General features: G+C 65.0%; 25 protein-coding genes. 23 read left to right on the top strand and 2 right to left on the bottom strand.

What is annotated here, in order from left to right; genetic code table 11:
* The first annotated feature begins 15 nt into the window (after positions 1-15).
* The 13 genes from G452_RS0112105 to G452_RS0112045 all read left to right on the top strand — a co-directional run bounded on the left by G452_RS0112105 (position 16) and on the right by G452_RS0112045 (position 12,465).
* Positions 16-432 carry a response regulator gene (locus G452_RS0112105; protein ID WP_022662528.1) on the top strand — a complete coding sequence of 139 codons (417 nt, stop codon included), beginning with the start codon at positions 16-18 and terminating at the stop codon, positions 430-432.
* Between the two features lie 19 nt (positions 433-451).
* Positions 452-1,351 carry a CBS domain-containing protein gene (locus G452_RS0112100; protein WP_022662527.1) on the top strand — a complete coding sequence of 300 codons (900 nt, stop codon included), beginning with the start codon at positions 452-454 and terminating at the stop codon, positions 1,349-1,351.
* A gap of 49 nt (positions 1,352-1,400) precedes the next feature.
* A complete protein-coding gene (locus tag G452_RS0112095) occupies positions 1,401-3,254 on the top strand; it encodes an SLC13 family permease (RefSeq protein WP_022662526.1) in 1,854 nt (617 codons plus the stop codon).
* 109 nt (positions 3,255-3,363) lie between these two features.
* The gene (locus G452_RS0112090; RefSeq protein ID WP_155887692.1) at positions 3,364-3,522 is read left to right on the top strand and encodes a hypothetical protein; all 159 of its coding nucleotides are present in this window, start codon (positions 3,364-3,366) and stop codon (positions 3,520-3,522) included.
* Between the two features lie 4 nt (positions 3,523-3,526).
* Positions 3,527-4,129, top strand: coding sequence for a hypothetical protein (locus G452_RS0112085; protein WP_022662524.1), 603 nt, complete (start codon positions 3,527-3,529; stop codon positions 4,127-4,129).
* Between the two features lie 33 nt (positions 4,130-4,162).
* Positions 4,163-4,522: a response regulator gene (locus G452_RS0112080; RefSeq protein WP_027189224.1), complete on the top strand. Its 360-nt coding sequence runs from the start codon at positions 4,163-4,165 to the stop codon at positions 4,520-4,522.
* A 24-nt stretch (positions 4,523-4,546) separates the two neighbouring features.
* A complete protein-coding gene (locus G452_RS19355) occupies positions 4,547-7,246 on the top strand; it encodes a PEP/pyruvate-binding domain-containing protein (protein WP_022662522.1) in 2,700 nt (899 codons plus the stop codon).
* Between the two features lie 2 nt (positions 7,247-7,248).
* Complete coding sequence (locus G452_RS0112070; protein ID WP_022662521.1) at positions 7,249-8,889, top strand: sensor histidine kinase; 1,641 nt, start codon at positions 7,249-7,251, stop codon at positions 8,887-8,889.
* Between the two features lie 27 nt (positions 8,890-8,916).
* Positions 8,917-9,303 carry a response regulator gene (locus G452_RS0112065; protein WP_022662520.1) on the top strand — a complete coding sequence of 129 codons (387 nt, stop codon included), beginning with the start codon at positions 8,917-8,919 and terminating at the stop codon, positions 9,301-9,303.
* 3 nt (positions 9,304-9,306) lie between these two features.
* Positions 9,307-10,269 carry a sensor histidine kinase gene (locus G452_RS19350; RefSeq protein ID WP_022662519.1) on the top strand — a complete coding sequence of 321 codons (963 nt, stop codon included), beginning with the start codon at positions 9,307-9,309 and terminating at the stop codon, positions 10,267-10,269.
* A 2-nt stretch (positions 10,270-10,271) separates the two neighbouring features.
* Entirely contained in the window at positions 10,272-10,694 is a 423-nt protein-coding gene (locus G452_RS19345; protein WP_022662518.1) for a response regulator, read from the top strand.
* A 121-nt stretch (positions 10,695-10,815) separates the two neighbouring features.
* Positions 10,816-11,526, top strand: coding sequence for a nicotinate (nicotinamide) nucleotide adenylyltransferase (gene nadD / locus G452_RS0112050; protein ID WP_022662517.1), 711 nt, complete (start codon positions 10,816-10,818; stop codon positions 11,524-11,526).
* 3 nt (positions 11,527-11,529) lie between these two features.
* On the top strand, positions 11,530-12,465 hold the full coding sequence (locus G452_RS0112045; RefSeq protein ID WP_155887691.1) for a hypothetical protein: 936 nt from the start codon (positions 11,530-11,532) through the stop codon (positions 12,463-12,465).
* A gap of 3 nt (positions 12,466-12,468) precedes the next feature.
* On the opposite strand, the gene G452_RS0112040 is transcribed toward G452_RS0112045, so the two are convergent.
* Together G452_RS0112040 and G452_RS0112035 are read right to left on the bottom strand one after the other, a co-directional pair.
* Positions 12,469-13,620 (bottom strand): cysteine desulfurase family protein, encoded by a 1,152-nt coding sequence (locus G452_RS0112040; protein ID WP_022662515.1) that lies wholly within the window; start codon positions 13,618-13,620, stop codon positions 12,469-12,471.
* Positions 13,621-13,623: 3 nt separating this feature from the next.
* Positions 13,624-14,697, bottom strand: coding sequence for a glycosyltransferase family 9 protein (locus tag G452_RS0112035; protein ID WP_022662514.1), 1,074 nt, complete (start codon positions 14,695-14,697; stop codon positions 13,624-13,626).
* A 137-nt stretch (positions 14,698-14,834) separates the two neighbouring features.
* Between G452_RS0112035 and G452_RS0112030 the strand changes: the two genes are divergently transcribed.
* The 10 genes from G452_RS0112030 (at position 14,835) to G452_RS0111985 (ending at position 23,508) form a co-directional block, all read left to right on the top strand.
* Positions 14,835-15,887, top strand: a complete 1,053-nt coding sequence (locus G452_RS0112030) for a hemolysin family protein (RefSeq protein WP_022662513.1) — start codon at positions 14,835-14,837, stop codon at positions 15,885-15,887.
* 47 nt (positions 15,888-15,934) lie between these two features.
* On the top strand, positions 15,935-16,351 hold the full coding sequence (locus tag G452_RS0112025; protein WP_022662512.1) for a cytochrome c maturation protein CcmE: 417 nt from the start codon (positions 15,935-15,937) through the stop codon (positions 16,349-16,351).
* A 119-nt stretch (positions 16,352-16,470) separates the two neighbouring features.
* On the top strand, positions 16,471-18,357 hold the full coding sequence (locus G452_RS0112020) for a heme lyase CcmF/NrfE family subunit (protein WP_022662511.1): 1,887 nt from the start codon (positions 16,471-16,473) through the stop codon (positions 18,355-18,357).
* A complete protein-coding gene (locus G452_RS0112015) occupies positions 18,354-19,013 on the top strand; it encodes an ABC transporter ATP-binding protein (RefSeq protein ID WP_022662510.1) in 660 nt (219 codons plus the stop codon). Before G452_RS0112020 ends, G452_RS0112015 begins: the two co-directional genes overlap by 4 nt.
* On the top strand, positions 19,007-19,684 hold the full coding sequence (locus G452_RS0112010) for a heme exporter protein CcmB (RefSeq protein ID WP_022662509.1): 678 nt from the start codon (positions 19,007-19,009) through the stop codon (positions 19,682-19,684). Before G452_RS0112015 ends, G452_RS0112010 begins: the two co-directional genes overlap by 7 nt.
* A gap of 22 nt (positions 19,685-19,706) precedes the next feature.
* Positions 19,707-20,390, top strand: a complete 684-nt coding sequence (locus G452_RS0112005; RefSeq protein ID WP_022662508.1) for a cytochrome c biogenesis protein — start codon at positions 19,707-19,709, stop codon at positions 20,388-20,390.
* The gene (locus tag G452_RS21525) at positions 20,387-20,524 is read left to right on the top strand and encodes a CcmD family protein (protein WP_022662507.1); all 138 of its coding nucleotides are present in this window, start codon (positions 20,387-20,389) and stop codon (positions 20,522-20,524) included. Before G452_RS0112005 ends, G452_RS21525 begins: the two co-directional genes overlap by 4 nt.
* The gene (locus G452_RS19340) at positions 20,517-21,152 is read left to right on the top strand and encodes a tetratricopeptide repeat protein (protein WP_022662506.1); all 636 of its coding nucleotides are present in this window, start codon (positions 20,517-20,519) and stop codon (positions 21,150-21,152) included. The genes G452_RS21525 and G452_RS19340 overlap by 8 nt, the downstream gene beginning before the upstream one ends.
* Before the next feature lie 177 nt (positions 21,153-21,329).
* A complete protein-coding gene (locus tag G452_RS0111990; protein WP_022662505.1) occupies positions 21,330-22,511 on the top strand; it encodes a branched-chain amino acid ABC transporter substrate-binding protein in 1,182 nt (393 codons plus the stop codon).
* Between the two features lie 94 nt (positions 22,512-22,605).
* The gene (locus tag G452_RS0111985) at positions 22,606-23,508 is read left to right on the top strand and encodes a branched-chain amino acid ABC transporter permease (RefSeq protein ID WP_022662504.1); all 903 of its coding nucleotides are present in this window, start codon (positions 22,606-22,608) and stop codon (positions 23,506-23,508) included.
* The last annotated feature ends 223 nt before the right edge of the window (positions 23,509-23,731 follow it).

Below are 23,731 nucleotides of genomic sequence, written 5' to 3'. Positions count from 1 at the left end.
ACAACAAGAGTCGCTATGAGAATCATGATTGTGGATGACGAGGAACGTCTCCTCTACACGACCAAAAAGCTGTTCTCCAAGATCGGCATCGACGTGCTCACCGCGTCCAGCGGCGAGGAAGCGCTTCGGCTTCTGGAGTCCGAAACGGTGCACGTCGTCTTTCTCGACATCAAGATGCCGGGAATGGGCGGACTCAAGGTGCTGACGGAAATCAAGAAAATAGACCCCATGATTGAAGTGATCATGCTTACGGGGCACGCCGCCCTGGAATCCGCGGTGGAAGGCATCCAGCTCGGCGCGGCAGACTATCTGATCAAGCCTGTGAGCATGAAGAGCCTGTTGAGCAAGTCGGAAGAGGCGTTTGAAAGGAGGAAGAAGCTCGAGGAAAAAATACACTTAGCCAGGAGTCGGAATGTCGTCAGAGGTGATTGACGCCCAAAAGGAGGTACTGATGTCAATCAATATAAAAGTATTGATGGTTGATGACGAGGAACGTTTTCGCACCACCACGGCCAAGATTCTGGAACGCAAGGGGTACGAGACCGTCATGGCGGCCAGCGGCGAGGAAGCCCTGGTCAAGATGAGCGAAAAGCCCGACGTGGTCATCCTCGACGTGAAGATGGAAGGGATGGACGGGCACGAAACCTTGAAAAAGATCAAGGAAATCGATGCCGACGTTCCCGTGATCATGCTCACGGGACACGGCGCGCTTCCCAGCGCCAAGGAGGCTCTCGACTCCGGCGCGACGGATTACCTGAACAAGCCCTGCGACGTGGACCTGCTCTCGGCGAAGATCCGGGACGCGGTGGCCGCGGCCAAGCAGGAACCCTACCGAGAGCGGTTGGCGGAGGAAATCATGATTCCGCTGACCAACTACGCCACCATCACCGAGGACGAAACCGTGCGTTCGGCCATCGTCAAGCTCAAGGAACTCGGAACGCAGCTCGTGTCCACCGACCGACTTATGGACACCGGCCACCGCTCCATCCTTGTTTTCGACAAGACCGGCGACCTCACGGGCATCCTCAGCCCCATGGATCTGATCGCGGCTGCGCGGCCCGCCTACCTGAGCGTGCCCAAGCCGTCCATGGCGGACAGCCTGCAGTATTCGACCATGTTCTGGCAGGGGCTCTTCACCTCGCGGATCCAGGAAATCGCGGACAAGAAGGTTGCGGACATCATGTCCGACTGCCCGCCCGTGATCGACGCGACCGCGAACCTCATGGAAATCGCCGAGACCATGTTCTCGCAGCGCGCCCGGCGTCTGGCCGTGGCCCGCGGCGGCAAGGTCGTCGGCGTGGTCCGGGAGCAGGAGATGTTCTTCGAAATAGGCCGCATCATCGCGAACTGACGATCCGCGCGGCCCGCGAGGGGCATCAAACCTAAGAAAGAGGTGTGAAATGGCTGAAGCTACGAAGAGAAAAGCTACCGGGTATGACAAGTACGTCAACTGGAAGCTCTTGGTTATTCCGGTGGTCCTGTTTGCGGTCATCCTGGCGCTGCCCACCCCGAAGAGCATGCAGAAGGTCGGCACGCAGTATCAGGTCGGCCCCGCAGCGGTCGTCTCTTTCCTGGCGCAGGAATTGTTCCAGGAAAAGCCGTCCAATCTGGATCAGTGGCAGCTGGCCACGTGCCAGATGATGGAACAGAACATGCGCATGGGCGCGCTTTCCAAGAAGCGTTTCCTCAAGCGCGACGCCAAGTGGTGCAAGCAGTACAAGATCCCCGTTGACGGCGCCAACCTGAAGCGGGCCATGGAATATGTCGATCAGAATCTGACCGAAGAACAGTACCGCGCGACGCTCCAGGCGGCGTTCGACGTGCGCATGCACCGGTTGAACTACGACGAGCTCTCGGAGAAGGATCGCGCCAAGGCCGACAAGGGCAGTTGGCAGATCAAGGTCGCCATGGCCATGGTCGTGTTCGTGGTCTTCTGTTTCGTCACGGAATGCATGCCCCTGCCGGGCGTGGCCTTCTGCATCGGTTTGATCCTGGTCTTCACGGGCGTGGTCTCGCGTCGTGAAGTCGCCGGATTATATTGGGACGACGCCTGCTGGTTCATCATGGGCTCGCTCATGTTCGCGGCGGCATTCGTCAAGACAGGCGTGGACAAGCGCGTGTGCCTGATGATGTTCAAGAAGCTCGCCGTGCCCAACGTGCGTTGGATCACGCTGATCTTCTTCCTGATCATCACGCCCCTGGCCGCGTTCATCTCGGACCACGCCCTGGCGGCCATGTTCCTGCCCATCGGCATGCTGCTCTATCAGAACAGCCTTACCGACGACATCAAGGAAGACCCCGAACTGGCCAAGATGCTGATGATCGCCATCGCCATGGCCTGCAACATCGGCGGTCCCGGCGCTCCTTCCGGCGGCGCCCGCAACGTCATCATGATGACCTACCTGACCGACATGTTCGGATTCGATATCGGCTACTTCCAGTGGGTCACCTACTGCTTCCCGTTCCTCTTGATCATGATCCCCATCACCTGGGTCATGGTCAACTGGCGCTTCAAGCCGAGAATCACCTCGCTTGCTCCGGCCATGAAGCACCTGGAGAGCGAGATCGGCAAGATGGGCAGCTGGAACAAGCATCAGATCTGGGCACTGGTGATCTTCATCGTCATGGTCTGGGGCTGGTTCACGGAAAAGGCGTTCTTCCAGATGGGCATCTACCCCGTGCGTCTGGGCATCGGCGTCATCGCGGTGGCCGGTGCGGTGGCCTACCTGCTGGCGGGCGTGGTCAACTGGCGCGACTATCAGGAGAAGGTCGATTGGGGCGTGGTCTGGCTGTATGCCGGCGCGATCATCTTCGGCCGCGTGCTGGACAAGACCGGCGCCGCGTACTGGATGGCCAAGACCGTGGTCGAATTCATGGCTCCCTTGGGCATGGACCAGGGGCTGCCGCTGATGCTCACGTCGAACGGCCTGACCGCGGTGCTCACGAACCTTATGGCGGACGGCCCGGCAGCGGCCGCAGTCGGACCCATCACGCTGAACATGGCGGGCATCGTGCATCCCGGCACGACGTACCTCCCGTTCATGGCCATGTCCACGGCAATCGCCTCGTCCTTCGCGTACTGCCTGATCATCGGCACCCCGCCGAACGCCATCGTGTACGCCTCCGGTTATCTGGAGCCCAAGGACTACCTGCGGGTCGGCATACCGATGTGGTTCATCGCCAACATCGTGCTGATCGGAATGACGGCGGTCTACTGGGCGACACGGGGGTTTGGCGGCCTGCCAGGCTTCTGACCCTGCTGAAACAACCCCGGCGGCCCTTTGCGGGTCGCCGGGTTCAAGCCCGCTGCAACCACGGGGAGGAATCGAGATGCAAGAGAACGAAAGTCGCCGGATCGAGGATGTGTCGACGGAAGCAAAGCCCGAACGCGTCAAGCGGCTGCACTACGAGAACGGCAGAATATATTTTTCCAGGCAGACCGAGCGCGCGTTTTTCTTCGTGCTCACCGTGCTGATGCTTTTGCTGGGAGTGGTCGAGGGGTCGAAAATCTTTGGAGGATAAAGGCATGGCCAAGGAAAGCGCGATTTTGCAATGCGGCCCGGACAGCGGGGCCTCGCTGGAGGCGGATGCGCCGCAGACCGTGGACACGTCGAAGTTCTTCGGGACCATGACCGAAATGATGCGTGCTCCCAGGCTGTTTTTCTCCAGGCTGGAAGATACGCATGAGAACTATCGTAATTCTCTGAAGTATCTCGCGTATGCCTCGCTGTTTTATACCATGGTCAGCATGACCTACTTCTACAGCCACAAGCTGGCCATGGCGGGCATTCTGATGATCAACTGCCTGCTTCTGCCGGCGCTGCTCGCCGCGCTGAACATGTTGGTCCTGACTCTGTTTTTCGGCCGCCGCGTGGCCTTGCGGCGTCTCGTGTCCATCTACGCCTTTGCTTCGGGCACGGTCATGCCCCTGTCCTGGATTCCTGCGATGCAGGTGATCACCGAACCGATTCGAGCTCTTCTGGTCATGTTTGGCCTGACAAAGGCCTGCGGCCTGCGCTGGTGGCAGGCGGTCCTGGCGCTCCTGGCCACACTGGGGTTGTTCCTGATGATTTTCTGGTCGGTCCTGCCTGTGCTCATGCAGGTCAAGGAAATGCTGACGGCTGCGTAACCCGTTTGCGGGGGGAGATGAACGGTGAAGAAGATCAGCATGTTGCTCGTGGACGACGAGTCCGAGTTTCTCACGCTGGTGAGCAAGCGCATGGCCCGCCGCAACGTGGACGTGACCACGGCGGAAAGCGGCGAGCAGGCCCTGCGATTGCTCGCCGAGCACGTCTTCGACGTGGTCGTGCTGGACGTGCGCATGCCCGGTCTGGACGGCATCGAGACGTTGCGCCGCATCAAGGCCCAACTGCCGCGGACCGAGGTCATCCTGCTCACGGGGCATGCGGACGCGCAATCGGCCTATACGGGCATGCAGCTCGGAGCGTTCGATTACATGATCAAGCCCGTGGCTTTTGACGAACTTTTCGCCAAAATTCAGGACGCCGCCGCAACTGCATAGCGTGCGGGGACAGGAAGGTGCCGGATGGGTTCCGCGTTGCTGGCCATACGCAATTTCTTTCGCTCTGCGGGCGGGCGCGGCGGCTGGCAAGGCCAGGGCAGCCGGGCCGAGGAACTGCGCCGCGAGTACCGCGAGCGCTGCCGCAGTTTCCGGCTGCTGGTCAAGTCCAATCACGAAGCCCTCGCCGCCCTGGCGGATCTGGAGGAAATGCTCCGGAGCGCCAAGCCCTACGGAATGCCCCGCATCCGGGCGCTCAGCCTGCGCTGCCTAGCCGCGGGGTTCCAGATGGTCCGCCAGCTTGAGCGCATGGCCCCCGGAGCGCATTCCGGCCTGCAGGAAGCCTTGGACGCCGTGCGGGCCGCTGTCGGGGAGAGCCTCTCGCGCAGGCCCGCGGTGGAACGCGGCGACAACGTGCTGCCCTTGGACTCCCTGGACAGAAGCCATGCCCCGGAAACCGGGGACAAGCTCGCCCGCCTGGGAGAAGCCCGCCGCAGCCTCGGTCTGCGCATTCCCGCCGGGTTCGCGGTCACTGCCTCGGCCTGCCGCCGTTTTCTGGCCCACGGCGGACTTCAGGACGAGATCGATCGACGCATTCAGATCGGGGCGGGAGACGACATGGCCGGGCTGTATGCGCTCAGTTCCGAGATCCGTACGCTGATCCTGGCTGCGGAGATTCCGCCGGGGCTGCAACGCGATGCAGAGACCGCCCTGACGCGGATGCAGTCCACCCAGGTGGAGCCGCTGCGTCTGGCCGTTCGTTCTTCGGCCCTGGGGGAAGACGCTCCGGGCGCCTCCTTTGCCGGGCAGTATCACAGCGAGCTGAACGTCGCTCCGGAACATTTCTTCGAGGCCTACAAGACCGTGGTCGCCAGCAAATACGGCGCGTCGGCCATGGCTTACCGCCTCAACCGGGGCATCCGCGACTCGGACGTGGAAATGTGCGTGGGCTGCATGGAGATGGTTTCCGCAGCTGCCGGGGGCGTGCTCTACACGCGCGACCCCCTGGACGGGGAATCGGACGTCCTGCACCTGGCGGCCATGCCCGGCCTGCCCAAGGCCATCGTGGACGGCAGCGCGGACTGCGACCGATTCGTGATATCCCGCAAGGGGCGGAAGGTCTTGCACCGCGAGGTCGCGCGCAAGAGGCGCAAGGCGGTCTGCGACCCGGAAGAGGGCACGCTGCTTGTGAATCTTCCCCGTGCGGAGCAAGAGGTTCCGGCCGTGAGCGACGAGCTGGCCGCGGCTTTGGCCGGCATAGGTCTCCTGCTGGAGCGGGTTTTCGGCGCGCCGCAGGACGTGGAATGGGCTGTGCGCGAGGATCGGGCCATTGTTTTGCTCCAGTGCCGCGACCTGCATTTCCCCGTTCCCGGAGCGGAAAGCGGCGAAGCCATGGACGAATCGGCCTCGGGGGAGGCGTCGTTGCGGGCGTCTCTGCCGACCCCGTTGCTTTCCGGCGGGGTCACGGCCTCTCCGGGCGCTGCCGCCGGACCCGTGGTGCCCGTACGCAGCGATGCGGACGCGCTGCGTTTTCCCGATCGAGCCGTGCTCGTGGCGGTCAACGCCCTGCCGCGCTGGGCTCCGCTGCTTTCCCGCGCCTGCGCGGTGGTCACGGAACACGGGGCCACGGCCGGACACCTCGCCAGCGTGGCCCGCGAATACGGCGTGCCCGCGCTTTTTTCTCTCGAGGGCGCCCTGGCGGCGCTGGAGGGGAGCGGGGAAGTCACCGTGGATGCGGACCGCCGCACGGTCTATTCGGGCCGGGTCCGCGCCCTGATCCGGCGTTCCCCGGAACGGAGCCTGATGCAGGGCAGCGCCGTGCACCGAAGCCTCGTGGGGGTGCTGGACCGGCTGGCCCCGCTGCATCTCACGGACCCGCAATCCTCCTCTTTTGCTCCCGCGAACTGCCGGACCCTGCACGACGTGATCCGCTATTGCCATGAAATGGGCGTGCGCGAGATGTTCGGGCGCGAGCCCGAAGCCGGCCTGGAAAAGGGGGCCAGCCGCCGTCTCATCGACGGAGTGCCGCTGCAATATTGGGTCGTGGACCTGGAGGACGGACTTGCCCCGTTGCGCTTCGAAGGGCGCAAAGCCCGTACCGTGGACATTTCCGAGGTCCGCAGCGAACCAATGCTCGCGCTCTGGGACGGCATGCAGGCCGTGGAGTGGCGCGGCCCGCCCGCGGTCAACGCCGGAGGGCTGCTTTCGGTCATGGTTCGTTCCGCCTCGGACCCCGCCCTGGCGGAGGGCGCTCCCTCTCCCTACGCCGTGCGCAACTATTTTCTCGTGTCCCGTGAATTCTGTTCGCTCCAGGCCCGTTACGGGTTTCATTTCTGCACGGTGGAGGCGCTGCTGAGCGACGACGCCGAAGAAAACTACGCCATATTCCGGTTCAAGGGCGGCGCAGCGGACCTGACGCGCCGCGCCCGCCGCGCCCGGCTCGTGGGCGACATTCTCGAAGAGCGCGGATTCATCGTGGAAATCAAGGAAGACGCGCTCTACGCCCACATCGAAGGCGCGGACAAGCTCCGTCTTTCCCGATTGCTGCGGGTCGTGGGGTATCTGGTGGTCCACACCCGCCAGCTCGACATGATCATGGGCGACCCGGACGAAGCCGCGCGGGCAGGGGCGGAAATGCGCCGCGATCTCGCTGGAATCGCGGCGCGCGCAGCGGGAGTGCCGCGCCCCGCGCCGCGCCCGAACAACGGACGGGGAAAGGAGGACTGAGCATGGACGCCAGGGGCTACGGCATTCTGCGTTGGAAATTCATGGGCGTGATCCTCTGCTTCTCGCTCATTCCCCTCGTGGCGCTGGGCTATTTCATCAACGGCCAGTTCAGCCGCACCTACGAGGACAAGGTCACGGCCAACCTGCGGATCATGGTCGAGAACAAGCGCTACGCCATCGACATGTTCCTGCGCGAGCGCATCGCCCAGGTCCGCAACCTGGCCAACACGCACACGCTGGCCGAGATGGGCGACCAGGCATTTCTCACGGCGCTGTTCGAGACGATCCAGGCCGGGTCCAACTCCTTCATCGATCTCGGCGTCATCGGCCAGGACGGCAGGCACGCGGCGTACGCCGGGCCTTTCAAGCTGCGCGACGTGAACTATTCCTCCGAGGATTGGTTCCAGCAGGTCATGCTCAAGGGGGTCTATGTCTCGGACGTGTTCATGGGCTTTCGCAATTTTCCGCATTTCATCATCGCGGTGTTGCGGCGCGAGGCGGGCAAGACCTGGATTCTGCGCGCCACCATCGATTCCGAAGTCTTCAACTCCCTGGTGCAGAACGTCCAGGTGGGCCGGCGCGGAGACGCCTTTCTCGTCAACGGCGAGGGCGTGCTCCAGACTCCGTCGCGGTTCGGCGAGCCCGTGCTGGGCCGCTGCGTGCTGCCCGTGTCCGAGGTCAAGGATCTGAGCGTGCTGAACCTGCCGGACCGGGAGCGCAAGGTGCTCGTCGGGGTCGTGCCCCTGCGGACCCTGGGCTGGAAGCTGGTCATCACCGAGGATCCCGGCGAGGAGATGTCGCCGCTGCTCACGGTCAAGTCCGCGGCCCTCAGCCTTGTGCTCGGCGGCGCGCTGATCATCTTTACGGGCGCGCTGCTGACCACGCGGGCCATCGTCGCCAAGCTGGAGCGCACGGATCGAGAAAAGGCCGCGGTGGACGCGAACCTGATGCAGTCGGGCAAGCTGGCCGCCCTGGGCAAGATGGCGGCGGGCGTGGCCCACGAGGTCAACAACCCCCTGACCCTGATCCGCGAGGCAGCGGGCTGGATAACCGACCTGCTCACGGACGAGGATCCCTCTTCCTTGCGCCACTTCGAGGAAATCGAGGAAGCGGCGCGGGACATCGACCGGCATGTGGAGCGGGCCAAGGCCGTGACGCACAGGATGCTCGGTTTCGCCCGGCGCATGGAGCCGATCCAGGAAAACGTGGACCTCGGCTCCCTGCTGGAGGGGACCATTTCCTTCCTGGCCAACGAGGCCATGCACCGCAACATCGTCATCGAGCGGAAATTCGAGCCCGACCTGCCGCTGATCAGCACGGACGCGACCCAGATTCAGCAGGTCGTCCTCAATCTTCTGGAAAACGCCATCGACGCCGTGGACAAGGATGGGATCATCACTGTTTCGACCTTCCGGGGCGAGCGCGAAGTGGGCTTCACCATCCGCGATACCGGACCGGGCATACCTCCCGGCGTACTGGACAAGATTTTCGATCCGTTCTTTTCCACGAAAAAGGTGGGCGAGGGAACGGGGCTGGGGCTTTCCATCAGCTACGGCATCATCGAGCGGCTGGGAGGCCGGATCGTTGCCGAGAGCGGGCCGGAGCAGGGAGCCGTGTTCACGGTCCACCTTCCGGCCAGGTAGCACACGGGGCAAACAAGGCGGGTATGTATGAACAAGGTCAAGGTATTGGTCGTCGACGACGAGCGCGATTTCGTGAAGCTCTTCGTGAAGCGTTTCGTGATGCGCAATCTTGACGTGGACGGGGTCACGAGCGGGCAGGAGGCCCTGGAATATCTGCGCGAGAATCCCGTGGACGTGATCGTCCTGGACGTGAAGATGCCCGGCATGGACGGGCTGGAAACGCTCAAGGAGATCAAGAAGCGCTGCCCGCAGGTGGAGGTGATCATGCTCACGGGCCACGGCTCCGTGAAGTCCGGCATCCAGGGCATCAGCCTCGGCGCCTACGACTACGTGCTCAAGCCGTTCAAGATCGAAGACCTTCTGGAACGCATCCTCAAGGCCTACGAGCGCACCAAGCTCAACCGGGGCAGGTAGGCCATGCAGGCTGTACGGCTTGAATTCGGGCGGGCGCAGTCGCTTCGGCGTCTGCTTTTCGTGGAACGCTACGTCGCGCCCCCGGCGGTGCTCCTGGGCACGCTCGCAGCCCTGCGCGTGGGCGGGCGGGGCGGGGAGGCCATAGCGGGCGTCTGCGCCCTGGCCCTGGCCTTGCTCGGCTTTCGCCTCTGGCGCAACCTCGTGGGCCGCGAAAAGGAAATCCAAACCCTCAGCGAGCAGCTCATCCAGTCCCAGAAGCTCTCGGCCCTGGGCGAGCTTTCCGCAGGGGTGGCCCATGAGATCAACAACCCCCTGGCCGTGATCACCCAGGAGGTGGAGTTGATGGACATGCTGCTGCCGCGTGCGCGGTTCGAGAGCCCGGACGACCTCGCCGAGTTTCAGGAGTGCCTCGGAGAAATCGCCCGGCAGGTGGAGCGCTGCGGCAATATCACCCACGGTATGCTCGACTTCGCGCGCCGCCGCGAGGCCGTGGTCCAGGAAACGGATCTGAACAGGCTCATCGACGACATGGTGCGTCTGGTGGAACTGGAAATCCGCAACAAGAACATCTTCATCGAACGGCGCTACGCGGAACCGGCTCCCTGCATCCGCACGGACCCGCCCCTGCTCCGCCAGGTGATCCTGAACCTGCTGAACAACGCGGCCCAGGCCATGGGCCGGGACGGCAGGATCGTCATCACCACGTCCACGGTCCGCCGGGACGGCCGGACCGAGGCGGTTCTGCGCTTCCGGGACACGGGCCCCGGCATCGCCAGGGAGCACCTGGAAAAGATATTCAACCCCTTCTTCACCACCAAGGATCCCGGCAAGGGAACGGGACTGGGCCTTTCCATCTGCTTGCGCATCGTCAACGAACTCGGCGGCAGCATCGACGTGGAGAGCGAACGCGGCAAGGGGGCCGAATTCATCGTGCGCCTGCCTTCCCTGAACCAAACGGAGGAGTAGTCATGGATTCCCGGACCAGAGTGCTGATCGTGGACGACGAGGACCGCTATCGCGAGAACATGGTTCGCCTGCTCACGGCCCAGGGAATGCACGCCCTGGGGGTTTCCGGAGGACGGCAGGCCCTGGAGGCGCTGCGGGAGAGCGAGTTCGACGTCCTGCTGCTGGACATGAAGATGCCGGACATGGACGGCAGGGCCACCTTTGCGGAAATTCTCGCCCTGGGCGCGGATGTCCAGGTGGTGGTGCTGTCCGGACATGCCTCGGTGGACGACGCCATGGAGATGATGAGCCGGGGCGCTTTCGATTATCTGATCAAGCCCTGCCCCACGGAGGTGCTGGTCAAAAAGGTCCGGCAGGCCTGTCTGGAGAAGCGCATGGTCCGGGGCGACGCGGGCATGGACGAGCTGACCAGGGCCGATTTTTAAGCGAGTTTTGCTGCGGGCGCATAATTTGCCCCTGGACGGTTGAAGCGGGACGCCGGGCAGGGTATGATCGTCTTTCGACGCCGGGCCGCAACGGCAAAGGCCCGGACAGGGAGGCGACAGGATGACACCGAAGCAGGGCGTCGGCATACTCGGAGGCAGTTTCAACCCGGTGCACTCGGGGCATGTGCGCATGGCCGTGGAAGTGCTTGAGCGGCTCAATCTGGAGCGCGTGGACCTCGTGCCCGCTTCCGTGCCGCCGCACAAGCCCGCGGACGGGATGTTGCCCTTCGACCTGCGGCTGGGTCTTTGCGAGCTGGCTGTCGAGGGGCTCCACGGCCTGCACGCCAGCCCCATCGAGGGCGAGCGCCGTGGACCGTCCTACACCTGCGATACCCTGACCTGCTATGCCAGCCCGCCGGAGGAACTCTACTTCATCCTCGGAGCGGGCACGCTCCTAGAGATTCCGACCTGGCGGAACGGCCTGCGGATTCCCTCGCTCGCGAGCCTGGTCTGCGTCAGCCGGGGCGGCGGGCGCGACAGCCAGGGGTTCGAAGCCGTGGCCGATCTTGTGGCCGAGCGCTGGCCCGATGCGGAACAGCTCAACAGCGGGCCGGAGCCGTCCTGGCGGTTCGCCTCGGGCGCGCGGCTGCTCTGTCTGGACATTCCCCGCCTGGACATCAAGGCGAGGGACATCCGTGAGCGCTGGCGGCAGGGGCGCGATCTTTCCTTGCTGGTGCCTCCGGCCGTGCAGCGGGCGCTGCTTGCGGGCTGGCCCGAATATTCCGAGGCCTGGGGGCCTCGCGCAGGCGCGGAACACGGAAACGAGGATTGATTGATGCGCGTACGCCTGCCCGCCGTGGTCCTGGGCCTGTCCGTCCTCGTTTTCCTGGCGGCGGGAGCCGGGCTGGCCCTGGGGCTGGAACCTTTCGTATCCTGGTATTATTGCTTCGCCTGGTGGCCGTACATCTTCGCGGTGGAGTCGCTGCTGGCCCTGCGCGGAGCCGGGTCCGACCTCTACGACCACCCGCGCGACTGGCTGCTGCTTCTGCCCCTGTCCGTGACGCTCTGGCTGTTTTTCGAGGCGGTCAATTTTCGGCTCGGCAACTGGCAGTATGTGAATCTGCCCGCCGACGCCCCGGAACGTTGGGCAGGGTATGTCCTGTCCTTCGCCACGGTGCTGCCCGGTCTTTTCGCCACGGCGCGGCTGTTGGAATTCTTCGGGCTTTTCGCCAGGGCCGCCTGCCCGCCGCTCAAGGAGGCCCGCCGCCTGCACCTGCCCCTGGCCTTTACCGGGGCGGTCTTCCTGCTCCTGCCGCTGCTCTTGCCGCGCTATTTCTTTCCCCTGATCTGGGGCGCGCTGGTGCCGCTGCTGGAGCCGTGGGTCCACGGCAACGGGGGCCGTTCGCTGCTCGGCGACTGGGAGCAGGGCGCGCCGCGCCGATTCCTGCTTCTGCTCGCGGCCGGGCTGGTCTGCGGGGGGCTTTGGGAGTTGTGGAATTTCCAGGCCGGGGCCAAGTGGATCTATACGGTGCCCTTTGTGGGCGACGCCAAGATTTTCGAAATGCCCGTGCTCGGCTTTCTGGGCTTTCCGCCCTTTGCCGTGGAATGCTACGTCGCGGCCAACGCCTTTTTGCTCGTGCGCGAGCGTGCGGCTGATCTGTCCGCGGGCGCGCGGCGCATCTTTTGGAGCGGAGTCGTGGTCGCGGCGCTGGTTTTCGATGCGCTGGTCATGGCGGGCATCGACCGGATCACGGTGATCAGCTTCCGCTGACGCTCAGTCCCGGCGCAGCTCCGCCAGCACCCGGCCCAGGCGTTCCACCAGTTCCAGCACGTCGTCCGGGGCCGTTCCCAGCCCCCAGGAAAAACGCACCGAGCCCAGGGCGTATTCCTGCGGGGCGCGCATGGCTTCGAGCACGTGTGAAATCCGTCCTTCGGAGCTTCCCCCACTCGCGCCCGGTCCGTGGCAGGCGGCTCCGGCGGAAACGCCGACGTCCCGCAGCGCCAGGCCTTCCACGATGCGTCCTGCTTCCAGGCCCCGGAAACCCGCGAGAAGGGTGTTCGGCAATCGGCGCGTGCCCTCGGAAAAGACCATGAAATCCGTCCCCAGGTGGCGCAGGCCGTCGAGCAGGATGTCTCCCAGCTTGCGCCGGCGGGCCATTTCCTCTTCCAGTTTTCGTCCGGCGAGGGCGCAGGCCGCTCCAAGCCCAACGCAGAAGGCCGTGTTTTCCGTGCCGGGACGCAGGCCGCTCTCCTGTCCGCCGCCGAAGAGCAGGGGAGGCAGGTTCGCGCCGCGCCGCACGAAGAGCGCGCCCACGCCCTTGGGCGCGTTCAGCTTGTGCCCGGCGATGGTCAGGAAATCCACGTCCAGGCGGCGCACATCCACGGGAATCTTGCCCACGGCCTGGGCCGCGTCCGAGTGCAGCAGCGCGCCCTGGGTGCGGCAGACCTCGGCAAGCTCCCAGACGGGCTGGATCGCGCCCGTCTCGTTGTTGGCGAGCATCACGGAGACGAGCCGCGTTTCCGGGCCGATCGCCTCTCCGGCCTGTTCCGGGTCGATCACGCCTTCCCTGTTCACGGGCAGCACGGCCAGACCCGCGCCGCGCCGCGCCATTTCCCTGGCGGGGCCGAGCACGGAGGGGTGCTCCACCGCGGAGGTGACCATGCCGCCGCCGTCGGCCAGAAGCCCCTGGATCACGGTGTTGTTGGCTTCCGTGGCGCAGGAGGTGAAATGGATCTCGTCCGGCTCGGCGTTGATCAGCGCGGCGACCTGGCCGCGCGCGGCTTCGAGCGCTTCCTTGGCGTCGAGGCCCCAGGCGTGGCCGCTGGACGGGTTGCCGAAGACCTCCCCCAGCAGCGGGAGCATGGCCTCGCGAACGGCGGGGGCCACCGGAGTGGTGGCGTTGTGGTCGAAATACAGGGGCCGCATGGATCACCTCCTGTCGATGACGCGCAGTTCGGTCTTGCGCAGGGCGTCCCGGACCGCCTCCAGGGCCTGCTCCGGCGCGGTGTCGCGCAGGCAGCCGCGCCCGCCCGTGCAGCGGTTGCGGCCATGCAGGGTGCAGGGTCGGCAGGGCATTTTCCGTTCCAGAATCGTGTCGCACGGCCCGGCGGGATAAAACCCCCAGGCGCGGGACGTGGGGCCGAACAGGGCCACCACGGGCGTGCCCACGCCGGCCGCGAGGTGCATGGGGCCGGAATCGTTGGTCACGAGCACGTCCGCGCGCGAGAGCAGGGCGCAGGCCTCGCGCAGGTTTGACGCGTTGGTCAGGTCGCGGGAGCGGCTGTCGGCCGTTTCGCCGCGCAGGTCCGGGAAGAGCGGCTCCCGGTCCCTGCCGAGCACGAACCAGTCCAGCCCCTCGGCGTCCAGCAACGCGGCCAGGGCGAGCCAGTGTTCGCGGGGCCAGGCCTTGTCCGGGTGGGTGGCGTAGGGGTGCAGGGCCACGAGGGGGCGGGGGCGTGGAGTGGCGTCCAGGGGACCGAGCAGGGCTTCGGCCCGGAGCAGGGCGTCGCGGTCCGGCAGGATGCGCGGCAGCAGTTCCTGCGCCGGGGGAGGCGACGACTCCAGGGCCAGGGCGTAGCGCTGGGGCACGTTCGTGCGTTCCAGGCGTCGGCGCAGGACGTCCAGGCGCAGCCGATGAAACAGGCGGCGCGACAGGCCGAATTTGGGGTAGCGGTGCACGGGGCCGCGCCAGCGGCAGGAAAGCATGCGCGAGCGCAGGGTGCCGTGCAGGTCGATCAGGGGCATGCCCTTGAACTCGCGGGCCAGGCGCGCCGAGGCCCGGAGCCAGGCGGTCCCCTTGAGGTCGGATTCGTCCGGCGTGACGATGCGCTCGATGGCGGGATGTCCCGCAAGGATTTCCGCCGGGCCGGGCCGCGTGATGAAGACGAAGGAAAGGCCGCGGGTGCGCTTCCAGTAGTCGAGGACGCCCGTGGTCAGGACCACGTCGCCCAGGGCGCCGAGCCGGAAGGCGACGCAGGTTTGGCTTGCGGGGAGTGAGGTCACGTCGTATATCCTTTAGGTTCCAGCGGATGCCCACACTTCCCTCAAGGCGGCGCGCAAGTCAAGGGCGCGGTGTTGCAGGGCGCTGGGCGCTCTGCTACAATCCAGGCGGCCCCACATGCAGGGACCGGAAAAAAATAATGATAGAACTCATACTCGCCGTCGGACTGGCCACCTTCGTGTCGGCCTTTTGTTCCGTTGCCGAAGCCGTGCTCTACTCCTTTCCGTGGAGCCTCGTGGAATCGCTCAAGAAGCAGGGGCATTCTTCCGGCGAGGTTCTGGAAACGTTGCGCAACAACGTCGAGGAACCGATCACGGCCATCCTGACCCTGAACACCGTGGCGCACACCGTGGGCGCGTCCCTGGCCGGCGCGGCCTGGGCTGCGGTCTACGGGGAGCAGACCCTGGGCTTGTTCGCCGTGGGCTTCACGATCATAATCCTGCTCTTTTCCGAGATCCTGCCCAAGACCGTGGGCGTGATCTATGCGCGGCCGCTGGCCCCCAGGCTGGCGCGGCTGCTGCTCTGGATGGTCTTTCTCTTCAAGCCCGTGGCCCATCTGGCCACGCTCATGGGCAAGGCCATGCGCCGGAACCGCACCGCGCCCGACGCCAGCGAGGAGGACATCCTGGCCCTGGTGAGCATGACCCGCCGCGCCGGAGTCATCAAGCCCTACGAGGCCAGGTCCATCAACAACATCCTGCTCCTCGACGACAAGACCGTGGAGCAGATCATGACCCCGCGCACCGTGGTCTTCTCGCTGCCGGCGAACATGACCGTGGCCGAGGCCCGCGAATCGCGCTCGAACTGGCCCCACAGCCGATTCCCGGTCTACGAGGGGGACAACCCCGAAGACGTGGTCGGCGTGGTCTACCGCAGGCAGGTCTTCGAGGCCCTGGCCGACGACGAGGACGACAAGCGGCTTTCCGACCTGATGCGTTCGGTCCGCTTCGTGCCGGAGAGCATGACCCTGGACAAGGTGCTCATGCGCTTTCTGGAAAGCCGGATGCACCTCTTCGTGGTCCTGGACGAATACGGCGGCATCGCCGGCGTCGTGGCCCTGGAGGACGTGCTGGAGGAAATCCTCGGCAGCGAGATCGTGGACGAGACCGACCAGGTCGTGGACATGCGCGAGATGGCCCGCCGCCGCAGGGACGCCGTCGTGTCCGGGCGGGTGTCGGACAAGGGCTCCTGACGGGACGCGGACGAAATCAAGAACATCAAACCACAGGAAACCAGAACATGAGTGCAAAGGCTTCCAAAGGCGTATATATCGCCGCGTTCGTCCTGCTGCTGGGCGGGCTCGGCTACCTGATCGCGTCCGGCCTGAGCCAGGGCGCGACCCCGACCCTGAGCGTGGCCCAGGCCAAGGAGAGCGACGCGGCCGATTTGCAGCGCGTCCGGCTCTTCGGCAAGGTGCTGCCCCAGGACATCGCCCTGCGGGACGACAATCTCGGCGTGGCCTTCATCGTGGCCGATGAGGTCGACCCGGCCGTTTCCATGCGGGTGGAGTATCGAGGCGCAGTGCCCGATACCTTCAAGGAAGGCGTGGAAGTGATCCTCAAGGGGGATTGGGATCAGGGCGCGGGAGTATTCCGCGCCAGCCAGCTGGTGACCAAATGTCCGTCTAAGTATGAGGAAAAACGGGCGGACAGTTGAGCCCTTGTCGAAAAGGGCCCGATTGGTCTTGTATTTCAGGCCATACCGGACTATGGCAATCATTCCCACTTCAACGGCGACACCTGCGCGGTCTTCGCGCTGACATTTAAGGAGCGTCTATGCATTTTGCCGCCTATGTGGGGCTGTTGTTCGCGCTGCTCACTTCGCTCTTCCTGGCCGGGCTCGCCGCCTACGCCTCCTGGCAGAGCCGCCGCGGAGCGCTGCCCTTTCTGGAGCGGGGCCAGCTGCTCAATGCGGGCTTCGTGGTCTTCTCCTGCTATCTCCTGCTCATCGCCCTCGTGGGCAGAGACTACTCGTTCGTCTATGTCTTCGAGAACGTGGACAACACCCTTTCCCTGCTCTACCGCATCACGGCCTTCTGGGCCGGACGCGCCGGTTCGCTGCTCTTCTGGCATCTGATCATGGCCGTGGCGGGCGGCGTGTTCGTCTTCACGCGCGGATATCGCGGCCTTTCCGACGGAACCAAGAGCCTTTACTGGCTGCTCTTCAACCTGACGCAGGCCTTTTTCCTGCTCCTGCTTACCGGGCCGAGCAACCCGTTCATCGAAGCGGTGCCCGCTCCCGCGGACGGGCTGGGACTGAACCCGCTGCTCCAAAACCCCGGCATGGCCTTCCATCCGCCGCTGCTGTTCCTGGGCTACGGCCTGTTCGCCTTGCCCGCGTGCTGCGCGCTGGCCTCCCTGCTCGCGGGAGAGGCCCGGCCCTGGATCCGCGTCTGCCGCAACTGGAACCTGCTGGCCTGGGCCTTTCTGACCTCCGGCATCATTCTCGGCGGCTGGTGGTCCTACATGGAACTCGGCTGGGGCGGCTACTGGGCCTGGGATCCCGTTGAGAACGCCTCGCTGATCCCCTGGTTCTCGGCCACGGCCTTCCTGCACACCTCGCTGATCGAAAGTCGGCGCGGCGCGCTCCAGCGGACCAACGTGTTCCTCATGGCCGGAACGTTCCTGCTCTGCGTTTTCGGCACGTATCTCGTGCGCAGCGGGGTGGACGTCCAGAGCCTGCATACGTTCGGCGAGGGCGCCGTGGCCGTGCCCCTGACCGTGTTCATGCTCGGCGGTCTGGCCATCGCCCTGGTCGCCGTTTTCCTGGGGGAGAAGCCCGTGTACCGCGCCCTTTCCGGCTTCACCAGCCGCCAGGGCATGCTCGTGATCACGGCCTGGGTCTTCCTGGCCCTGGGCGTTGTGGTCGGGCTGGGCACCATGTGGCCCGTGATCAGCAAGCTCTGGAGCAGCACCCCCGTGGGGCTTGATCCGACCTTCTACAACCGGGTCTGCCTGCCGCTCTTCACCCTCGTGGTCCTGGTCTTCTGCGTCTGCCCCTGGCTCGGCTGGAAAGAGGGCCTGCGCGACATGCGCGGCGCCGCCGGTACGGCCGGGGTCTTTGCGGGCTCGCTCGTCGCCTTCTGGTTCGCGGGCGTGCGCGTGCCCCTGGCGCTCATCGCGGCCAGCGGTGCCGTGGCCGCCATGGCTTCCATCGTCCTGCTTTTCGTGCTGACCCCGCGCATGCGCTCCTCGCGCCATTCCTGGGGCGCGTACGGCGTGCACCTGGGCATGGCCCTGATGGCCCTGGCCGTGGCCTTTTCCGGCCCGTACAAGATCGAGGGCGAAGGCACGCTGCACCAGGGCGAGAGCATGCAGGTCGGCGATTATCTGATCACCAACGGCAAGCTGACCCAGGAGCGTTCCCGCGCGGTGCTGGCCTACAAGGCGGAACTCACCGTGACCAGGGACGGACGCACCGTCGGCGTGGTCCATCCCGAACGGCGCTGGTATCCCAACTCACGCAACTCGTTCGCCGAAGTCGCCGTCATTCCGGGACTCGGCGATGAAATCTACACCACCCTGCTGGGCTACGACGGCAAGGACGGCAGCGTGACCATCAGCGCCAGCGTGAACCCCCTGGTCAACTGGCTCTGGATCGGCGGCACGCTCATGAGCCTTGCGCCGCTGCTCCTGCTGCGGAGGAACCCGGAGCCGGCATGAGCACGGCGCCACTGTTGCGGATCAAGGGCGCGGCCAAGTTCTTCGGCGCCAAGCTGATCTTCCGGGACGTGAACTGCGAGGTCGCGGCCGGGGAGGTTCTGCTCGTGGCCGGGCCAAACGGCGCGGGCAAGACCACGCTGCTCAAGGCCATGGCCGGGCTGGCGCCGCTCACGGCCGGGCGCGTGGAATGCGGCGCTCCGGCGGAACGCGTCGCCTACCTCGGCCACGCCACCTTCATCTATCCGGCCCTGACAGCGCTCCAGAATCTCGGATTCTGGGCCAGAATGTACGGAATGTCCGCCGAGCGGGAACGGCTCATGGCCATGCTTGACCGCGTGGGCCTCGCCCGCGTGGCCGAGGAGCGCGCCGGGTCGTTTTCGCGGGGCATGTCCCAGCGGCTGAACCTCGCGCGCGTCTTTCTCGTGGAACCCGCGCTGCTCTTCCTGGACGAGCCCGGCACCGGGCTGGACGCGGCCTCCCTGGCGCTTTTGCGCCGCGAGATCGCGGGACTGCGCGAGGCCGGGACCGCCGTGGTCTGGATCAGCCACCACGTGCACGAGGATCGGCTGCTGGCGGACACGATCCTGGCCCTGGGCGGCAACACCGTGCGCTGGTACGGCCCGGCGCGCGACTACGAGCCGGAGGCGGTATGCTGAAGCGCGCCGGCGTCATCGCAGCCAAGGATCTCCGGCTTTCGGTGTCCGGCGGGCAGGGGCTGATCCAGTCCGTGCTCCTCGGATTGCTGCTGATCTTCCTTTTCAGCCTGGCCTATCCGGAAGGGCAGGGCGTTCCCCCGCAGGCGGCGGCCGCCGTGTTCTGGCTGGCGTCGGCCTTCGGGCTCGTGCTCGTCTTCAACGGGCTCTTCAGCCTGGAGGAGGCCGAAGGCGCGCGGCTCGGCCTCTTGTCCTCGCCCGTGCCCCGGCATTCCGTCTGGCTGGGCAAGGCCGTGGCCGGATTCATTCTGCTGCTGGTTTCGCAGCTGGTGTTCTTTCCTGCCATGATCGTCTTTCTCGGCCAGAACCTGCGCGGGCCGCTCTGGCTTTTGCCCGCGGCCTGGGCCGCCGCGGACCTCGGCCTCGTGGTCGTGGGCGCGCTGCTCGGCGCGCTGGCCCAGGGGCAGGCCGCCCGCGAATCCCTGCTTTCCGTGATCGTGTTTCCCCTGCTGGTGCCCGCCCTGCTTGCGGGCATCACCCTGTTCGCCGTGGTCCTTTCGGGAGCAGGCGGAGAGGACGTGCAATCCTGGCTCGGACTCCTGGGCGCGTTCGACGCGCTGTACGCGGGAGCCGCGCTTCTGCTCTTCCCCTTTGTCTATGGGGGGGAGGAGTAGCCATCCTTCAAGGAGAACCGGAATGACCGCAACCCGGATTCTGGCTTTGCCCATTGTGCTCGCGCTGGCGGCGCACCAGTGGTTCATCTGGAAATATGCGCCTCTGGCCCAGTCCGGCCCGGTGCAGAAGATCTTCTATCTCCACCTTCCCCTGGGCTGGTGGGCGCTGATCAGCTTTTTCACGGTTTTCGTCGCCAGCATCGGCTATCTCTGGAAACGCAGCGAGGTTCTCGACGACCTCGCCGGGGCCGCGGCCGAGATCGGCGTGCTTTTTTCGGGCCTGGCCCTGGTCAGCGGCTCCATCTGGGCACGCGCGGAATGGGGCCATTGGTGGCTTTGGGATCCCAAGCTGACCACCACCCTGATCATGTGGTACGTCTATGCCGGTTATCTGGTGCTGCGCGCCTCGCCCATGGGCGGGGAGCGGCGCAAGGTCGTGGCCGCCGTGCTCGGCGTGGCCGCGTTTCTGGACGTTCCGCTGGTCTTCTTCGCCACCAGGCTCTGGGGCGGGGTGCACCCGGCGGAGACGGCGCGCAAGGCTTCCGGCATGACGGCGGAAATGTGGCACACGGTTTTCGTGGGCCTGGGCGCGTTCGGGCTGGTCTGGCTGCTGCTGCTGCTGACGCGCCGGAGCCAGCGCACCCGCGAGAAGGAACTGGACGCGCGGCTGGCCGAACGGCTGAACTCGGAAGGAGAGGGCGCATGAGCGCAACCACGTACATCATCCTGGCGAACATCGCGGTCTGGGGCGGACTGGCGGCGTATGGGATTTTTCTCGCCGCGCGCGCAGCGCGACTGGCCCGTCGGGCAAGACAATTGGAGCTTTTAAGCCATGAATAAAGATAAAGGTGCTTCGTTCCCCCTCGGCCGCAAGGTCGTCATTTTGGCGGGCGTGCTGGGGCTGGCGGCCATGTTCTTTTCCTCCATGCTCTACCGCTGGGAAAATCCGGGCCTTCAGAAGGCCATGCGCCAGCAGACGGCGGAGGCTCCCTCCGGCGGCGCGCCTTCCGGCGGCGCTCCCGAAGGCATGGGAGGATTGGCGGGCATGGACATGGAAGGCGTTCGCGCCATGATCGCGGGCCTGGAGAAGCGTCTGGAAGAGAATCCCAAGGATTTGGAGGCGCTGCTGCAACTGGCCAGCATCCGGACCATGCGCGGGGACAAGGACGCGGCAGCCGGTTTTCTTGATCGCGCCGAAGCCGTGGCCGGCACGGACAAGCTCGCGCTTATGGACATCGCCGGGCGCTGGTACGAGCTGGACCGTTACGACAAGGCCGCCGAGGCGCTGGAAATCATCCTCAAGGCCGAGCCGGACGAGATGTTCGCGCATTACAATCTGGGAGTGCTCTACAAGTACCGGCTCAACCAACCGGAAAAGGCCGAGGAGCACCTGCGCAAAGTGGCCGAGGGAAAGCATGATTTCGAAGACCTGCGGGAGCAGGCCAAGAAGGCTTTGGAAGACGGCTAGAAGCCGACGCCCGAAGCGCTGCTCGGTTGACAACAAGAGAGGATTGTAACTAGATTAGCCAACTTCCCAACCTCGCGGCGAGCCTTGTTTCGTCGGGGTTGGACGATGGATTCGTCTGTATCGAATTGGTCCGTGTCGTTCACTTATTAGCGCCTGAATACCGTCAGGAGGGACATGATGAAAGCTAAATGGATTCTGAACGTGCTTGCGCTGGTCATGGTGACCATGCTGGCCGTCGGCTGCGGCGGCGAGAAAAAGGAAGAGACCGCTTCCGCCCCCGCTGAGGAAAAGGCCGCTCCGGCCGCTGAAGCCCCCAAGGGCGAGATCGTCCTCGGGGTTGCCGGCGCCCATTCCGGCGACCTGGCCTCCTACGGCCTGCCGTCCGTCAACGCCGCCGAGCTGGTGGCCGAGAAGATCAACGCCGAAGGCGGCGTGCTGGGCATGCAGGTCAAGGTCGTGCCCCAGGACGACGAGTGCAAGCCTGAGAAAGCCACCAACGCGGCTACCAAGCTGCTTTCCGAGAACGTGACCGTGGTGCTCGGCCACATCTGCTCCGGCGCCACCAAGGCCGCGCTGCCGATCTACAAGGAATCCAAGATCGTCTGCATGTCGCCTTCCGCCACCAACCCGCCCCTGACCCAGAGCGGCGACTACCCCAACTTCTTCCGCACCATCGCTTCGGACGACGCCCAGGCCCTGCTCGGCGTGAACTTCGCCAAGAGCCTCGGCCTGAAGAACATCGCCGTGATCCATGACAAGGGCGACTACGGCAAGGGCTTCGCCACCTTCGCCCAGGAATTCATCGACGCCGATCCCGAGATCAACGTCGTTCTGTTCGAGGGCGTGACCCCCGGCGCGGTGGACTACTCCGCCGTCGTGCAGAAGATCAAGAACTCCGGCGCCGACGGCGTCATCTTCGGCGGCTACCATCCGGAAGCCTCCAAGATCGTCTCCCAGATGCGCAAGAAGGATCTGACCATTCCGTTCATCTCCGATGACGGCGTGAAGGACGACACCTTCATCAAGGTCGCCGGCGACTACGCCGAGGGCGTCTACGCTTCCGGTCCTATGGACATCTCCGCCAACCCGCTGTATCAGGTGGCCCTCGACGCGCACAAGGCCAAGTACGGCACCGAGCCGGGCGCCTTCTACTACGAGGCTTACTCCGCCGCTCTGGCGCTGCTGAACGCCATCGAGAAGGCCGGTTCCACCGACTACGACGCCATCGTCAACGCGCTGCACACCGAGTACGTCGAAACCCCGGTCGGCAAGATCAAGTTCGACGCCAAGGGTGATGCCGAAGGCGTCGGCTTCTCCATGTACCAGGTTCAGAACGGCAAGTACGTCGAGCTGAAGTAAGGATAGGGACGAGGCGGCAGGGCCGCCTCGATTGATCCCAGGGGGCGGGCCAAGGCCCGTCCCCTGGCATTGTTATTTCAAGCGGGTTGGTAACATGGACTACTTTCTGGAACTCTTTTTCGGCGGCCTGACCAGGGGCAGCATCTATGCGCTCGTCGCCCTAGGCTACACAATGGTCTACGGCATCATTGAGCTCATCAACTTTGCCCATGGGGAGATCTACATGATCGGCGCCTTCACCGGCCTGATCGTGGCGGGGGTGCTCGGTTCCCTCGGCTTCCCGGTGCTGGGCATACTCTTCGTGGCATTGGCCTGCGCCGTGGTCTGGTCCGCGGCCTACGGGTACACGGTCGAAAAGATAGCCTACAAGCCGCTGCGCAACGCGCCCCGGCTTTCTCCGCTCATCTCGGCCATCGGCATGTCCATTTTCCTGCAGAACTACGTGCTGCTGGCGCAGACCTCGGACTTCCTGCCCTTCAGGAAACTGACCCCGGATCTTGGCTTCATGCAGCCTTTCCGGTCGTTCCTGAGTTCTTCTGAAATATTCATCATCGGGGCCACGGCGGTCGTCTGCGTGGGTCTGACCCTGTTCATCAAGTACACGCGCCTCGGCAAGGCCATGCGCGCCACCGCCCAGAACCGCAAGATGGCCATGCTCGTCGGGGTCAAGGTCGACCGCGTCATCTCGGCCACCTTCGTGATCGGTTCGGCCCTGGCGGCCATCGGCGGCGTGCTCATCGCCTCGCACATCGGGCAGATCAACTTCTACTTCGGCTTCATTGTCGGCGTTAAGGCCTTTACCGCGGCGGTCCTCGGCGGCATCGGATCGGTGCCCGGAGCCATGCTCGGCGGGCTGGTGCTCGGCTGGACCGAGGCCTTCGCCACGGGCTACGTCTCCTCGGACTACGAGGACGTTTTCGCTTTCGCGCTCCTGGTGCTGATTCTCATCTTCCGGCCCGAGGGCATCCTGGGCAAGGATTCCACCCAGAAGGTCTAGGAGACGAGCATGAAAAACCTCATCAAAGCCCTGCTCGTAAGTCTCTGGTTCGTATTTCTGACCTTTCCCATCCTGGTCATCAAGGTCGATACGATCAACGACATCATCGTCTGGCGCTGGATGAACTCCCTGTACATCGGCGTCGGCGTGTTCGTGCTCCAGATCCTTTGGTTCGCCTGGAAGCACATCCATGAACTGCGCAAGGAAGAGCGCCCGCGCGACG

The sequence above is a fragment of the Paucidesulfovibrio longus DSM 6739 genome (assembly GCF_000420485.1).
GTDB lineage: Bacteria > Desulfobacterota > Desulfovibrionia > Desulfovibrionales > Desulfovibrionaceae > Paucidesulfovibrio > Paucidesulfovibrio longus.
The sequence above is the reverse complement of the archived record's forward strand: the minus strand, read 5'-3'. Positions and strand labels throughout refer to the sequence as shown.